General features: G+C 72.0%; 14 protein-coding genes. 7 read left to right on the top strand and 7 right to left on the bottom strand.

Annotated features, from left to right (window positions below; translation table 11 throughout):
* Positions 1–17 precede the first annotated feature (17 nt).
* The 4 genes from ACFO60_RS35515 (at position 18) to ACFO60_RS35500 (ending at position 4704) form a co-directional block, all read left to right on the top strand.
* Positions 18–1373, top strand: a complete 1356-nt coding sequence (locus ACFO60_RS35515; protein WP_380849932.1) for an HD-GYP domain-containing protein — start codon at positions 18–20, stop codon at positions 1371–1373.
* On the top strand, positions 1370–2650 hold the full coding sequence (locus ACFO60_RS35510) for an HD-GYP domain-containing protein (RefSeq protein WP_380849929.1): 1281 nt from the start codon (positions 1370–1372) through the stop codon (positions 2648–2650). The genes ACFO60_RS35515 and ACFO60_RS35510 overlap by 4 nt, the downstream gene beginning before the upstream one ends.
* Before the next feature lie 384 nt (positions 2651–3034).
* Positions 3035–4390, top strand: a complete 1356-nt coding sequence (locus ACFO60_RS35505) for an acetyl-CoA carboxylase biotin carboxylase subunit (protein ID WP_380849926.1) — start codon at positions 3035–3037, stop codon at positions 4388–4390.
* 101 nt (positions 4391–4491) lie between these two features.
* On the top strand, positions 4492–4704 hold the full coding sequence (locus ACFO60_RS35500; protein ID WP_380849923.1) for a biotin/lipoyl-binding carrier protein: 213 nt from the start codon (positions 4492–4494) through the stop codon (positions 4702–4704).
* A 9-nt stretch (positions 4705–4713) separates the two neighbouring features.
* Here ACFO60_RS35500 and ACFO60_RS35495 read toward each other — a convergent pair whose 3' ends face one another.
* Positions 4714–5094: a thioesterase family protein gene (locus ACFO60_RS35495; RefSeq protein ID WP_380849920.1), complete on the bottom strand. Its 381-nt coding sequence runs from the start codon at positions 5092–5094 to the stop codon at positions 4714–4716.
* Between ACFO60_RS35495 and bsaP the strand changes: the two genes are divergently transcribed.
* Together bsaP and ACFO60_RS35490 are read left to right on the top strand one after the other, a co-directional pair.
* Positions 5054–5401 carry a biotin synthase auxiliary protein BsaP gene (bsaP, locus tag ACFO60_RS40885; protein WP_465269895.1) on the top strand — a complete coding sequence of 116 codons (348 nt, stop codon included), beginning with the start codon at positions 5054–5056 and terminating at the stop codon, positions 5399–5401. The genes ACFO60_RS35495 and bsaP overlap by 41 nt on opposite strands.
* 130 nt (positions 5402–5531) lie before the next feature.
* Positions 5532–7256, top strand: coding sequence for a serine/threonine protein kinase (locus ACFO60_RS35490; RefSeq protein ID WP_380849917.1), 1725 nt, complete (start codon positions 5532–5534; stop codon positions 7254–7256).
* Between the two features lie 82 nt (positions 7257–7338).
* Here ACFO60_RS35490 and ACFO60_RS35485 read toward each other — a convergent pair whose 3' ends face one another.
* The 5 genes from ACFO60_RS35485 to ACFO60_RS35465 form a co-directional block, all read right to left on the bottom strand.
* Positions 7339–8985 (bottom strand): acetolactate synthase, encoded by a 1647-nt coding sequence (locus tag ACFO60_RS35485; RefSeq protein WP_380849915.1) that lies wholly within the window; start codon positions 8983–8985, stop codon positions 7339–7341.
* A 76-nt stretch (positions 8986–9061) separates the two neighbouring features.
* Positions 9062–10060, bottom strand: a complete 999-nt coding sequence (gene bioB, locus ACFO60_RS35480) for a biotin synthase BioB (protein WP_380849912.1) — start codon at positions 10058–10060, stop codon at positions 9062–9064.
* Between the two features lie 28 nt (positions 10061–10088).
* Positions 10089–10805 carry a dethiobiotin synthase gene (bioD, locus tag ACFO60_RS35475; RefSeq protein WP_380849909.1) on the bottom strand — a complete coding sequence of 239 codons (717 nt, stop codon included), beginning with the start codon at positions 10803–10805 and terminating at the stop codon, positions 10089–10091.
* A gap of 10 nt (positions 10806–10815) precedes the next feature.
* On the bottom strand, positions 10816–11550 hold the full coding sequence (locus ACFO60_RS35470; RefSeq protein ID WP_380849906.1) for a GntR family transcriptional regulator: 735 nt from the start codon (positions 11548–11550) through the stop codon (positions 10816–10818).
* A complete protein-coding gene (locus ACFO60_RS35465) occupies positions 11547–12752 on the bottom strand; it encodes an 8-amino-7-oxononanoate synthase (protein ID WP_380849903.1) in 1206 nt (401 codons plus the stop codon). The genes ACFO60_RS35470 and ACFO60_RS35465 overlap by 4 nt, the downstream gene beginning before the upstream one ends.
* 111 nt (positions 12753–12863) lie before the next feature.
* Here ACFO60_RS35465 and ACFO60_RS35460 point away from each other — a divergent pair, with 111 nt between their 5' ends.
* On the top strand, positions 12864–14321 hold the full coding sequence (locus ACFO60_RS35460) for a sensor histidine kinase (protein WP_380849900.1): 1458 nt from the start codon (positions 12864–12866) through the stop codon (positions 14319–14321).
* Between the two features lie 249 nt (positions 14322–14570).
* On the opposite strand, the gene ACFO60_RS35455 is transcribed toward ACFO60_RS35460, so the two are convergent.
* The gene (locus ACFO60_RS35455; RefSeq protein WP_380849897.1) at positions 14571–14825 is read right to left on the bottom strand and encodes a WhiB family transcriptional regulator; all 255 of its coding nucleotides are present in this window, start codon (positions 14823–14825) and stop codon (positions 14571–14573) included.
* Positions 14826–14973: the final 148 nt, after the last annotated feature.

Raw genomic sequence — 14973 nt, 5'->3', positions numbered from 1 at the left:
GGCCGCGGGCGGTCGCGATGCGTGAGCTACCTTGGCCGGCGAAGGCCTATCTCGTAACGATCGTCGCGGTCGCGGCGGCGCTGATCGTCCGGGGTCTCGTCGACCCTGGCCGCCTGGGCGAGCACGAGTGGCCCACCTTGCTGGTCCTCGCACTGCTGTTCCTGGTGTGCGAGTCGGTGCCGACGCTGCTCAACGTGGAGCAGGCGGCGATGTCCGTCAGCTTCTCGGCGGCGCTCGCGGCGGTCGTGCTGGTGGGGGACGTGGGCGCGGCCCTGGTCGGGGCGACGGCTGTTCTGAGCGTCCGGCCAGGCCTCGCGCTGCACAAACGGCTGTTCAACGGCGCGCAGTTCGCCCTCTGCGGCTACGCCGCCGGGTGGGTGTTCGAGTCGCTCGGCGGGCAGCAGGACGTGCCGAGCGTGGGCCGGTTCACCGACCTGCTGGTGCCCTTCATGGGCGCGGCGGCGGTGTTCGTCCCGCTCAACGCCGTGCTGTTCACCATCATGCTGTCGCTGGCCGGGCAGCTGCGCCTCGAAGAGGTGCCGATGCGCTCGGTCGCCCAGTTCCTGGTGTCCTATCTCGGCTACGCGACGTTCGGGCTGCTGATCGCCGGTCTGTGGGCCACCGTGCAGTCGATCTCGGCGGTGCTCGTGCTGCTGCCGCTGTTCGTCGCCCGGTGGGCCTTCGGGCAGTACCTGGCCCAGCAGCGGTCGTACGACGCGACGATCGCCGCGCTGTGCCAGGCGGTCGAGACGAAGGACTACTACACCCGCGGCCACTGCACGCGCGTGTCCAGCGCCTCCACGATGATCGCGCAGGAGATCGGCATGGGCCCTGAGCGCATGCGGGCCATCGGCTACGCCGGCATGCTGCACGACGTGGGCAAGCTCGGCGTGCCGACGAAGGTCCTGCAGAAGGACGGCCGGCTGACCGAGGAGGAGTACGCCGCCATCCAGCTCCATCCGATGCGCGGCCTGGAGATCGTCCGGGGCATCGACTTCCTCGACGAGGCGTTCGCCGGCATCATGCACCACCACGAGCGCCAAGACGGCAAGGGCTATCCCATGGGCCTGGCCGGCTCTGAGATCCCCGAGTTCGCCCGCATCATCGCCGTGGCCGACGCCTTCGACTCCATGACCTCCGACCGCGCCTACCGCAAGGCCAAGTCGATGGAAGAGGCGCTCGCCGAGCTGCGCAAGGGGTCGGGCACGCAGTTCGACCCCGTCATGGTGACCGCGTTCGTCAAGGCCGTCGACCGGCGCGGCTGGGATCCTCCGGGCAAGATGCCCGCCCCGGCCGCCGACCAGGAGGTCGAGACCGTCGCCAAGGACCACGACGATCCGACCGCGCCGATCGAAGTGGTGTCCGAACGGTGAGCCTCGCCACGCGGCCCATCAACGGGCTCGACTCCGGCCAGCTCCTGCTGATCTGCGCCGCCGGCATGGTCACCGTCGCCGGCATCGCCCACACGGCCGCCGTCGGGCTGGCCGACGCGCACATCGCGATCGCCTTCGGCGCGCTGGTCGCCGCCGGCGAGCTGGCCAGGCTGACCATGCCCGGCAACCGCGAGGTCGCGCCCATCGGCGCCGCCGCCGCTCTCGGGTACACCCTGCTCCTTGACGTGGGCGGGGTGCCGACAGGGCACTCGGCGCTGCAGGTGGTGGCCGTCATGTCGGTCGGGATGACCCTCGGCGCGCTTCCGCACCTCGCCGTCGGCAGGCCGCCCCGGCTCGACGCGATCGCGCGCAGGCTTCTGTCGGGAGCCCTGCTCGCCTTCGCCTACCGTCCGCTCGCCTCGATCCTCTACGACACCACCGGCCGCGGCAACGGCCCCTGGTGGGTGGTGCTCGGCGTGATGGCCGTGCTCATCACCGCCATGCTCGCCGCCGACGTCGTCATCGCCGCCGTCCTGCGGGCCGAGCAGGTGCGCACGGCCCTGCGCGTCGCCGTCCGGGACGAGGTGCGCATGGCCGCTCCGCTCGGCGCGGCCGTCGCCGCCTCCGGCACCCTGCTGGCCCTGGCCTCGCACAGCATGAACCTCGCCGCGCTCGTCGTGTTCGCGGCCCCGCTCCTGGTCACCCAGGTCGCCTTCCGCAAGTACGCGGGCATCCGCGCGACCTACCTGCAGACCGTGCGCGCGCTGGCCCGGGTCACCGAGGTCGGCGGGTACGTCGAGCCCGGCCACTCGCGGCGGGTCAGCATGCTGTCCCTGGCGATCGGACGCGAGCTCGGCATGGCCGAGCCCGAGCTACTGGAGCTCGAGTACGCGGCGCTCATGCACGACATCGGCCAGCTCTCCCTGCGCGACCCGATTCCGGGCGGCGCGACCGTGCTGACCGATCCCGTGCAGGCGCGCAGCATCGCCGAGCTGGGCGCCGAGATCATCAAGAAGACCGGCGTGCTCGACCGGGTCGCCGACATCGTGCGCCGCCAGGGAGACCCGTTCTCCGGCCCTGAGGTGCCGCCGATCGCCAGCCGCATCATCAAGGCGGCCAACGCCTACGACGACCTGGTCGGCGGCTCGACCGATCGCGACCGCGCGGCGGCCGCCCTGGAACGGCTCCGGCTCGACGGCGGCGGCGAGTACGACCCCGCGGTCGTCGAGTCCATGGCGAGGGTCGTCGACCGTCTCACCCCCACCGCACGCCTCTGAAGGGGCGTCGACTCCGAAGGGTCGTCGACCGGTCTCGCCCTCGCGGGACGCCTTTGGGGGGACATCGGGCAGTCTCGGCCCCATCGGGCACCTCTGACGGTCATGGCGCGTCGCCGGCCGGGCTCGCGGGACCCTCCAACGGGCCGCCCGGCGCCGTCGCCGGAAAATCTGTTCCCGGCTTGCGAGGTCTGCGGCTGTCGTCCCAGTTGATAGGGGCTTTACCGGGTTGTGGACAAGGCTCTGCGGCCGGTAGGAGGGGAGTCCGCGCTCCCGGCCGGTTGTGGGGTTCCTACAGATGGGACACGGGGGATCGGTGGTCTTGAGCGAGAGGATTGGGCACGGCTCGGGCCATAAGGTGGTGAGCCGTCGAAGGGAGCACGGCAAGTGTTCGAGAGCATTCTGGTGGCCAATCGAGGCGAGATCGCGCGGCGCGTCATCCGCACGGTGAAGCGCATGGGCCTGCGCGCGATCGCGGTGCATTCCGAGGCCGACGCCGATCTGCCCTTCGTCCTGGAGGCCGACGAGGCGTTCCTGCTGGGGCCGGCCGCGCCGGCGCAGAGCTATCTCGACGTCGCCAGGGTCATCGAGGCATGCAGGGCGACCGGGGCGCAGGCCGTCCACCCCGGGTACGGCTTCCTCGCCGAGAACGCCGCCTTCGCGCGGGCCGTCATCGACGCCGGCATGACCTGGATCGGCCCCTCGCCCGACTCCATCGAGCGCATGGGTGACAAGATCAACGCCCGTAACCTGATGGAGGCCGCCGGGGTGCCGGTGGCGGCGGGCACGCGCGAGCCGGTCACCGATCTGCCGCGCGCGCTGGCCGCCGCGGCCGAGATCGGCTACCCCGTCATGGTCAAGACGGCCGGAGGCGGTGGCGGCATCGGCATGGGCGTCGCCCGCGACGACGACGCCCTGGCCAGGGCCTTCGAGACCGCCGTACGGGCGGCCGAGCGCTTCGGCGGCGGCGAGGGTGGGGCCGGCGCGGGGCCGGCGATCCTGCTCGAGCGCTACATCGAGCGGGCGCGTCACGTCGAGGTGCAGATCCTCGGGCTGGCGGACGGCACCGTGGTGGCGCTGGGCGAGCGCGACTGCTCGGTGCAGCGACGTCACCAGAAGGTCGTCGAGGAGTCCCCGTCGCCCGGCGTCACGCCGCAGCTGCGCGAGCGCATGCTGGCCGCCGCCGTGCGGGCGGGCGAGACCGTCGGCTTCCGCGGCGCGGGCACGGTCGAGTGCCTGGTCGACACCGACCGGCAGGACTTCGTGTTCCTGGAGATGAACACCCGGCTGCAGGTGGAGCACCCGGTGACCGAGCTGGTCACGGGCATCGACCTGGTCGAGCAGCAGGTGCGCGTCGCGGCGGGGGAGCCCGTCTCCTTCACCTCCGTGACGCCGCGGGGGCACGCCATCGAGCTTCGCGTCTACGCGGAGGATCCCAAGCGGTTCTTCCCGGGCCCCGGGAAGATCGACGTATGGGAGGAGCCGGCCGGACCCGGCATCCGCGTTGATTCGGGATATGTCGCCGGAAACACCGTGACCCCGTTCTACGATCCCCTGATGGCGAAGCTGTGCGTCCATGGCGCCGACCGCGAGGAGGCGCTGGCCCGGGCCCGGGAAGCCGTGGCGGCCTTCCGCCTCGAAGGGCCCAAGCACAACCTGCCGTTCTGCGCCGAACTTCTGGACCACGCCGAGTTCTCCAGCGGCGACTACGACACCGGGCTCGTCACCCGCATGCGCTCCTGAGCCGGAAAGGGCGCGCAGGGCGGTCGCCATGGTCGCCCGGGGAAATGCGACGATGAGCACAGCCTTCTGACGAAGTAGATCACTAGATGAGGGGAGTTCCGGTGGCGGAAGTACGTGCCGAGATGGTGGCGAACGTCTGGAAGATCATCGTCGCTGAGGGAGACAATGTCGCCGAGGGCGACACGCTGGTCATCCTCGAGTCGATGAAGATGGAGATCCCCGTGATCGCCGAGGACTCCGGCGTCGTGAGCGAGCTCAAGGTGGCCGAGGGCGACGTCATCCAGGAGGGGGACCTGATCGCCGTCATCGAGTGACGCCGGCCGTCAGCGGGTGAGCCCGGACAGGAAGCGCTCGCGGTCCACGACGACGCGCTCGATGGTGGCGACCGCCACCGTGCGCTCGCGTTCTTCGGCGACGACCTCGAAGACCAGGCGCCTGCCGTCCACCTGCACGAGCTCGGCGACGACCATCACGTGCGTGCCCACAGGGCTCGCCGCGCGGTGCTCCAGGGTCACCTTGGTGCCCACAGAGGTCTGTCCGGGGGCGAGATGGTCGCGGAGGGCCCGCACGGTGGCCTCCTCCGCGATCGCCAGCAGCCGCGGCGTGCCGAGAACCGGCACATCGCCGCTGCCCACCTTGATCGCTGTGTCCTCCTTCTCGACCATGATGAGAACCTCGGCGCGCAGCCCTGGAGCGATCGTCATGCGGGCAAGCCTATTGGTGTGTCGCTGGGGCTGTGGGGTGTCCGGCGGCATCCTGTTCGCGCGGTCTCGCACCACCTTCGCCGGTTGGCGGCCTTGGCGGGGAACGATGGAATACGCTCTTGGCGTGAGCCCTTACTGCGACCATTGCGGACGTCTCGCGGGAGACGAGGACCACTCCGCATGCCATGCAGCACGGCTCATGGAGCCACCTCGCTTCTGTCCGGCGTGCCGACGCCGGCTGGTCGTGCAGGTGACGCCGCGGGGCTGGTCCGCCCGCTGCGTCGAACACGGCGTGACAACTCGCTGACACCCCGGCGCGAGTTGTACGGCCACAGGGTTTTGTGATTCCAGCGTGACCTTGTCGCGACACAAATCCGCTTGGTTGGAGAACTCTGGGGTGACGTCGGGTTGGACGGATTGGGGTTAACGGGGGAGAGATGGTTGCCCAAGGGACCACGCTGGCGGGACGTTACCGGTTGGACGTCCGTCTCGGTGCCGGCGGCATGGGCGAGGTGTGGCGGGGCGAGGACACCGTCCTCGCCCGCACCGTCGCCGTGAAAGTGCTTTTACCCGGCCGCATGGACGATCCCGGCTTCGCCGCGCGCTTCCAGGGGGAGGCGCGCGCCATGGCCACGATCAACCACCCCGGTGTCGTGGACGTCTACGACTACGGTGTCAGCGACGTCCCGGGGGACGGGCCGACCGCTTACCTGGTCATGCGGTTCGTCGACGGCGAGCCGCTGGACCGGCTGCTCACCCGGCTCACCCGCATCGGCCCCGAGCCGGCGATGGAGCTCATCGCGCAGGCGGCCTCGGCGCTGCAGGCGGTGCACGACAGGGGCATCGTGCACCGCGACGTCAAGCCGGGCAACCTGCTGGTGCGCCCGGACGGCTCGCTCGTCCTCACCGACTTCGGCATCGCCCGCGCCGACATGGGCCACCGGCTGACCGACGCCGGCATGGTGCTCGGCACGGCCGCCTACTGCGCGCCCGAGCAGGCCGAGGGGCAGCCGGTGACCCCGGCCGTCGACCTGTACGCGCTCGGCGTGGTGGCCTACGAGTGCCTGGCGGGCCACCGGCCCTTCGACGGCGACACCCCTGTCACCATCGCGCTCAAGCACATCCGCGAGGACCCGCCGCCGCTGCCGCCCGACGTCCCGCCCGCCGTGCGGCATCTCGTCGAGCGGGCCCTGGTCAAGGACCCGGCGCGCCGCTGGCACAGCGCCGCCGAGATGAGCGTGGCCGCGCGGCGGGCCATGCGCGAGGACACCGGGACCTCGGCGGCGGTGTCCGGGCTGACCGGCATGATCTCCTCCCAGCGCATGGCGACGACGGCCGGGCATCCCCATCAGATGGCCTCCCCGGAGACCGGGGTGCGCATGAACTCGCCCGGCTGGGGCGAGGCCGAGCGCGGGCCGTCCACCGCGCCGCCCCCCGCCTACATCCTCCCCGGCCCGGCACACTCGACCGGCGCGCACGCGCCTCCGGTCACCGTGGCCGCGGGCCCGCCGCCGCCTCAGCGGGGCGCCCGTGGCCGCCGCGCGGCCGCCCCCAAGCGCGGCAAGGCCGCACTGATCGTCGGGGTCATCGCCGCCGGAGCCGTGCTCGGCGGCGGCGGGGCGGTCATGTACAACCAGGTCGCCAACACCCCCAACGCGTCGGCGGCCGGTGTGGCCACCACGCCGACCGTCGAGGCCACCACCGCCGGCGCCTCACCCGGCAAGAAGGGGACGACGCGCCCGCCCCGGTCCTCCCCCCGGCCCACGGTGGCAGGCTCGCAGCACGCCGAGCCGTCCGTTTCGCCGAGTCCGACCAAGCCCTCGCCGTCGCCCAGTGCCTCCAGGCCCCGCAGTCCGTCGCCGTCCGCGACGATCAGCAAGGCGCCGACGGCCAAGAAGGTCGTGCCCGCGGTGATCAACCTGCTGCAGGCGAACGCGCTGACCAAGCTGCGGGCCGCCGGCTTCAAGGCCAAGGTGGACATCAGCGGTGAGCCGAGCTCAGAGGGCTGCAGCCGCGTGGTCGACCAGAATCCCCAGGCCGGCACCTCCTGGGCCGTGGACCGCGTGGTGACGGTCGTCGTGGAGCAGGGCATCCCCTGCGGCGGGGACCCGAACGAGTCTCCCTCGCCGACGCCGAGCCCCAGCGTCACCGCCACCTCCTGACCGCCCCCGGCCGGCCGGCCTCGATCGCCCGGCCGGCTCGCGTCACGCCGCGCGCCGGCCGCCTCGACGGCTCGGCCGAGGGTCAGATGCCGGTGGTGGTGCGGGGGTAGGCGATCTCGGGGTCGGTGGCGATGTTCACCATGTAGGGCACGCCGGAGTCGAAGGCGCGGCGCAGCGCGGGCCCGATCTCCTTGGGGGAGGTCACCAGCTCGCCGCCGCCGCCGAGCGCGGTGACGACCTGGTCGTACCGGGTCTCGGGCCGCAGTTCCGCCGCCACGTCGTACCCGTAGAGCATCTGCATCGGGTGCTTCTCCAGGCCCCACATGCCGTTGTTGCCGCAGATCATGACGACCGGCAGGTTGTGGCGGACCAGCGTGTCGACGTCCATCAGCGAGAACCCGGCGGCGCCGTCGCCGAGCAGCAGCACGACCTGAGAGGACGGCCGGGCGAGGCGGGCGGCGATGGAGTAGCCGAGACCGGTGCCGAGGCACCCGTACGGCCCGGGGTCCAGCCAGCAGCCGGGCTTGCGCGGCTCGATGTACTTGCCGGCGTAGGAGACGAAGTCGCCGCCGTCGCCGATGACCACGGCGTCGTCGGCGAGGATGCGGTTGAGCTCGCCGTAGATGCGCATCGGGTGGATGGGGTCGGCGTCGGACTCGAGCAACTCGGCGTCGCCGGTGATGGCGGCGGCGGACGCCTCGGCCAGCGTGGTGACCCAGTCGGCGTGCGAGGCGGGGGACACCCCGGCCTCGGAGCAGGCCGTGCTGAGGCTCCAGAACAGCACCGACAGGTCGCCGGCCGCCGAGGCGGCCGTGCCGACGTGCGTGGCCAGCTGCGAGGGGGCGTCGGCCAGGTGGACGACCTTCGCCAGCGGGACGCCGTCCCTGCCGCCGAAGAAGCCGTAGCCGAGGCGGAAGTCGAGCGGGGTGCCGGCGACGATGACCAGGTCCGCCTGGGAGAAGGCGATGCCGCGTGCGCGGGTGGCGAGCAGCTCGTGGCCCGCGGGCAGGATGCCGCGCCCCTGGCCGTTGGGGATGACCGGCAGGCGGTAGGCCTCGGCGAAGTCGCGCGCGGCCTCCTCGGCGCGGTCCATCCACACGTCGGAGCCGAGGACGAGCAGCGGGCGCTCGGCCTCGGCGATCAGCCGGGCGATCGTGGCCAGGGCGTCGGCGTCGGGCTCCAGCGGGGACGGGGTCATCGTCTCGGCCTGGTGCGCCGGCGAGGGGGAGAACAGGTGGTCCATGTAGAAGTCGAGGAACACCGGGCCGCGGTGCGGGGCGACGGCCGTGCGGAACGCCATCTCGACGTCCTGGCCGATCGAGTCGGCGCCGCCCGCCGTGAAGGCGAGCTTGGTGATCGTCTCGAACAGCGGAGGGTGGTCCATCTCTTGGAGGGCGCCGGAGCCCCATCGGGACGCGGGGGCCCTGCCGCCCATCACCACGACGGGCGAGCCGTTGAAGTGGGCGGTCGCGACGCCGCTGACGCCGTTGGTGATGCCCGGACCGGCGGTCAGCACGGCCAGGCCGGGCTGCCGGGTCAGCCGGGCGGTGGCCTCGGCGGCGAACACCGCGCTCTGCTCGTGCCGCACATCGACGATGCGCATGCCCTCGTGGACGGCCCCGTCGTACAGGGGGAAGACGTGGCCGCCCGAGAGCGTGAACATGACCTCGGCACCGTAAGCTCGTGAGACGGCGACCGCGACGTCGCCGGCGTGCTTTGCAGACTCCATGCGGTGAACCTACCTGTTCTCGCCCCCGTCAATCCTCGAAGCCCCATCTCCGCTGATCATCGGGAGCGGCGGGAGGTCACAGAGCCTTCGACAACGCCTTGATCGGCATCTTCAGGTCGACCAGGAGCTCCAGGTCTTGCTCGGGCGAGCGGCCCAGCGTCGTGAGGTAGTTGCCGACGATGATGGCGTTGACGCCGCCGAGCATGCCGTCGCGGGTGCCGAGGTCGCCGAGCGTCAGCTCGCGCCCGCCCGCGTAGCGCAGGATGGTGTGCGGCAGGGCCAGGCGGAACGTCGCGATGGTCTTCAGCGCCTCGCGGCCCTCGACCAGGGGGTAGGAGGCGAACGGCGTGCCGGGGCGCGGGTTGAGGAAGTTCAGCGGCACCTCGTCCGGCCGCAGCTCGCCGAGTTGGCCGGCGAACTCGGCGCGCTGCTCTTTGCTCTCGCCCATGCCGATGATGCCGCCGCAGCACAGCTCCATGCCGGCCTCGCGGACCATCTCGCAGGTCTGCCACCGCTCTTCCCAGGTGTGGGTGGTCACCACGCTGCCGAAGTGGGAGCGGGCGGTCTCGAGGTTGTGGTTGTAGCGGTGCACGCCCATCTCGGCCAGCTCGTCGACCTGCTCCTGTGTGAGCATGCCGAGCGAGCAGGCGACGTTGATCTCGACGGCCTCGCGGATCGCCTTGACGCCTTCCCGGACCTGGCTCATGAGCCGCTGATCGGGCCCGCGTACGGCGGCCACGATGCAGAACTCGCTGGCGCCGGTCGCCGCCGTCTCGACGGCCGCCTCGACCAGCGAGGGGATGTCCAGCCACACCGACCGGACGGGGGAGGTGAACTGGCCGGACTGGGAGCAGAAGTGGCAGTCTTCGGGGCAGCCGCCGGTCTTGAGGGAGATGATGCCCTCGACCTCGACCTCAGGCCCGCACCAGGCCATGCGGACCTCGTGCGCGAGCGCCAGCAGCTCGGGCAGGCGGTCGTCCGGCAGTTCCAGGCAGCTCAGGGCCTGCCCGGCGGACAGCCCCCTGCCCTGTTCGAGCACCTGGACCCGGGCGATGTCGAGGATGTCCTTGCTCATCGGCTTCGCTGCTCCCTCGTCGGTTGCGTCACAGACTAAGGGTTTCCCGGAACCTGGAAGGGTCGAACCCCCCACCAAGGAGGGGACCGAGCCCATCGTGGGCAACCCGGGCGAAGGCCGCGCGGCCGAGCGCGCCGGCGCCCTCGGGCAGCGCGCCGGCGAGCGGCCGGGCGGCCAGGGTCTCGAGGTCGGTGACGTTGCCGCGCTCGGCGAGCCCGGGGTCGCGGGGCCAGGACCCGATCACCACGCCCGCCAGGTCGAGCCCGCGCCCCGCGAGCGCCTCCAGGGTGAGCGCGGTGTGGTTCAGCGTGCCGAGACCGGCCCTGGCCACCAGCAGCACGGGAGCGTGCACGAGACGGGCGAGGTCGGCGATCGTGGCGCCGTCCTCGTCGAAGCGCACCAGCAGCCCTCCCGCGCCCTCGACGACGACCAGGCGATGGGTGCCCGCCAGCTCGGCGACGCGTTCGGCGACGGTGGCGAGCGAGACGGGGGGCATGCCGGAGACGCGTGCCGCGGCGGCGGGGGACAGCGGGTGCGGGAAGCGGGCGAACTCGAAGGTCGTGGTCGCCCCGGTCAGCCGGATGACCTCGTCCAGGTCTCCCGCCTCGCCGGTCGCCACGCCTGTCTGCGCGGGTTTCACCACGGCGACGGACGCCTGGCGTCCCAGCGCCAGGGCGGTGACGGCGGCGGTCACCACGGTCTTGCCCACTCCGGTGTCGGTGCCGGTGACCACGAGGATGCTCACCGGCCCAACCTTAGAACCCTGGCGCGGGCGGCCTGTGCAGTCGCGTGACGAACTTGTAGCGGTCGCCCCGGTACAGCGACTGCGCCCACTCGACAGGGTGGCCCTCGGCGTCGAAGGCGTGCCGGGTGAGCAGCAGCATCGGCAGGCCCACGTCCACGCCGAGCACCTGTGCGTCGTACGGGGTGGCCAGCACGGTCTCTATGGTCTCTTCAGCGTCGGTGAGCTGGACGTTGTAGGCGTTGTGCAGGGTCTCGTACAGCGAGGAGTGCATCTCGAGCTCGCGTCGCAGCCGTGAGAAGCGCCGCGCGGACAGGTGGGTGGTGTCGATCGACATCGGCTCGCCGTTGGCCAGGCGGAGCCGGTGGATGCGCAGCACGCGCCCGCCGGGGTTGATGCCGAGGCGGCGGGCCAGGGTCTCGTCGGCCGTGATGTAGTTGATCTCGAGGATCTTGGTGTCCGGCTCCAGGCCCACCGCCCGCAGGTCTCCGGTGTAGGAGGTCAGCTGCAGAACCTGGGCGACCTTCGGCTTGGCGACGAAGGTGCCCTTTCCCTGGATGCGCAGCAGCCGTCCTTCGACGACCAGCTCGGTGAGCGCCTGCCGCACGGTGGTGCGGGAGGTCTCGAAGCGCACGGCGAGGGCACGTTCGGGCGGCAGGGCCGCACCGGCCGGCAGAGACTTGGTGAGTTCGAGCAAGTTCCGCTTGACGTCGTAGTACTTGGGAATTCGGGGGGAGTCTTCCGTCACACGTTCACCTTCATCTCGGCCACCGCGGTGAGCGCGCGTCCGATCACCGCGAGATCATCCGGACCAAGATTGGCCCGGGCGGTCAATCTCAGACAAGAGCGGCCCTGCGGCACCGACGGCGGACGGAAGCACCCGGCGCGCACTCCGTGCTCCGCGAAGACCGCGGCGGCGCGCAGCGCGGCCTCCGGAGGGCCGAGCACGACCGGCACGACGGCCGCGGCGGGATCGGTGGCCGCGAGACCGCGATCGGCGCACGCGCGGGCGAGTGCCGCCGCGTGCCGACGCGCCTGTCCTGGCAGGTCAGGATGGGCGTTCACGATATCAAGCGCGGCGAGCGCCGCCGCCGCCGAGGAAGGGGCGAGGCCGGTGTCGAAGATGAACGGGCGACCCGTGTCGACCAGGGTCTCCACCACCTCGGGCGCCCCCAGCACGGCCCCGCCCTGTGCGCCGAGCGCCTTGGACAGTGTGACGGTTATCACAACCGACGGGTAACCTGCGAGCCCGGCCGCGTGCACCGCTCCCTGCCCCCGCTCGCCGGTCACCCCGAGTGAGTGGGCCTCGTCCACGAGCAGCAGCGCGCCGTGCCGGACGGCCGCCTCGTGCAGCTCACGCAGAGGGGCGAGGTCGCCATCGACGGAGAAGACGGCGTCGGTGACGACCAGGGCGTGCTCCTCGGAGCGGTCGGCGAGGGCCTTCTCCACCGCGTCGACGTCCCTGTGCGGGGTGACGGCGACGCGCGCCCGGGACAGGCGGCACCCGTCGATGATCGAGGCGTGGTTGCCGGCGTCGCTCACCACCAGCCCGCCGGCGCCGAGCGTCGCGACCGCGGCGAGGTTGGCCAGGTACCCGGAGGAGAACACCAGTGCGCGCGCGGCGCCGGTGAAGGCCCGCAGCCGGTCCTCCAGATCGGCGTGCAGGGTCGTCGTGCCGGTGACCAGCCGGGACCCGGTGGAGCCCGTGCCCCACTCGCGGGCCGCGCGCACGGCGGCCTCGGCCAGCCGTTCGTCGCGGGCGAGCCCCAGGTAGTCGTTGGAGGCCAGGTCGATCAGGCCGTCGTGGTCGGGCGTGCGCGGGCGCAGCACGCGCCCGAGCCCCGCGGCCCGGCGGGCCGCGGTGGCGGCGCGCAGCCGGGCGAGGGGGTCGGGCGGCGTCGCCTCGCCTGGGCGACCCTCGCCGCCGGCCATGCCTGCGACCATGTCCATCGGGTGCTCCACGGGGTGAGCGGGCACTGCTGTGTGCTCCATTAAGGGAATCTTCCCAGTGCGGTGACCCGCGATTCGCTTTGAGGCGGGGTTAGCACGCATGATGCACAGGTGCCGACTCTGAGCGAACTGGTGGCCCGTCACACCACCTGCGATCCCGCCGATCTCGAGTGGATGCACTCGCTGGTCTCCGACTGGCAGCTGCTGGCGGATCTGTCCTTCGCCGACCTCATCCTGTGGATCCCGCTGCGCGACGAGTCCGCATGGGTCGCCGTGGCCCAGATGCGCCCGACGACCGGTCCGACCGTCTACCACGACGACGTGGTCGGCTCGATCGTGGCGGCCGGCGAGCGCCCGCTGATCGACACCGCGTGGCGCGAGCACCGCATCTGCCGCGAGGGCGACCCCGACTGGTCCAGCGGCGTGCCCGTCCGCGAGGAGACCATCCCGGTGCGGCGCGACGACCACTTCGTGGCGGTCATCCAGCGGTCCACCAACCTGTCGTCGGCGCGCACCCCCTCGCGGCTGGAGCTCACCTACCTGCAGAGCGCGTCCGACCTGGCGCAGATGGTCGCCGAGGGCCGTTTCCCCTTCCCCGACGAGGGCCCCATCCTGGTGCGCTCCCCGAGGGTCGGGGACGGCCTGCTGCGGCTCGACCGGGCCGGGCGGGTCACCTATGCCTCCCCCAACGCGCTGTCGGCCTACCGGCGGCTCGGGCTCCACGCCGACCTGGTGGGCACCGAGCTCGGCAAGACGACCGCCACGCTGTGCTACTCGGGCGAGCCCATCAACGAAGACCTGATGCTGGTGGCCAGCGGGCGCACGCCCCGCGAGACCGAGGTGGAGGCGGGGGCCATCGTGGTGCAGCTGCGCGCGATCCCGCTGATCGTGGGCGGCGGGCGCATCGGCGCCCTGGTGCTGGTCAGGGACGTGACCGAGCTGCGCCGCCGCGAGCGCGAGCTGCTCACCAAGGACGCGACCATCCGCGAGATCCACCACCGGGTGAAGAACAACCTGCAGACGGTGGCCGCGCTGCTGCGGCTCCAGGCGCGCCGGCTGCGCGTGCCCGAGGGCCGCGAGGCGCTCGAGGAGGCCGTGCGGCGGGTCGGGTCCATCGCGATCGTGCACGAGACGCTGTCCCACACGCCCGAGGAGATCGTCGACTTCGACGACATCGCCGACCGCGTCATCGTGATGACGGGCGAGGTGTCGGCGGCCAACGTGGTCGTCCGCCGGGTGGGGTGCTTCGGCGTGCTGCCGGCGATGATCGCCACCCCGGTGGCCATGGTGCTGACCGAGCTGCTGCAGAACGCCGTCCAGCACGGCTTCGCGTACGGCAGCGGCACCGTCAAGGTGATCGTGTCACGCACCGAGGAGCGGCTGGACGTGGTCGTGGCCGACGACGGCCAGGGACTTCCCGAGGGGTTCGAGCTGGAGGCGTCGACCAGTCTGGGGCTGCAGATCGTCCGCACGCTGGTCGTCGGCGAGCTGTCGGGCCGGCTGGCCGTCAGGCCCGGCAAGGACGGGGGCACCGAGGTCTCGGTGACCATCCCGGTGCTGCCGGCGTAGCGGCCGGCGGCTCGGGCCGTCCCCGGCGCCGCCGGTGTGCGGGGCGGCGGCTCGGCGGGACAGGTCCCGTTAGACTGCTACGCCCGGCCATCGCGCGTGGCGATGCCGGGCGTTCCTGGTTCCGTACGCCGCGATCGTGCGTGACGACGCCGGCGTGTCCTGGTTCCGTCCGCCGCGACGCTGGGGCGGACCGGAAGTGCGGATGGGGGATGCGAGTGGCGGGGCGTGGGTCAGGAGGTGCGTGGCGGTTCAGACGCCCGCACGGGCGCGGGCGCGAGCGGTGCGGCGCTTGAGCGCACGACGCTCGTCCTCGCTGAGGCCGCCCCACACGCCGGCGTCCTGGCCGGACTCGATGGCCCACTTCAGGCACGGGTCGCTGACCGGGCAGCTTCGGCAGACCTGCTTGGCCTCTTCGATCTGCATGAGTGCCGGGCCGGTGTTGCCGATCGGGAAGAACAGCTCGGGGTCCACGTCACGGCAGGCAGCGCGGTGGCGCCAGTCCATGCGTTCCACTCCTTCGTAGGTGGAGCTCGCGGCTCCGTCCGGAGACTGACGGATGTTTGTGAACAATTTCACTAACCAGGGCGAACGTTTGCCCGGACCTGAGGGTGGGGACCGGGAAGTTCCGTCGTGGACGCAGACCTCCGAGGGC

This window comes from Sphaerisporangium dianthi, from assembly GCF_042654065.1.
GTDB lineage: Bacteria > Actinomycetota > Actinomycetes > Streptosporangiales > Streptosporangiaceae > Sphaerisporangium > Sphaerisporangium dianthi.
Note: the sequence above shows the minus strand (reverse complement) of the source record. Positions and strands in the feature narration are given on the sequence as shown.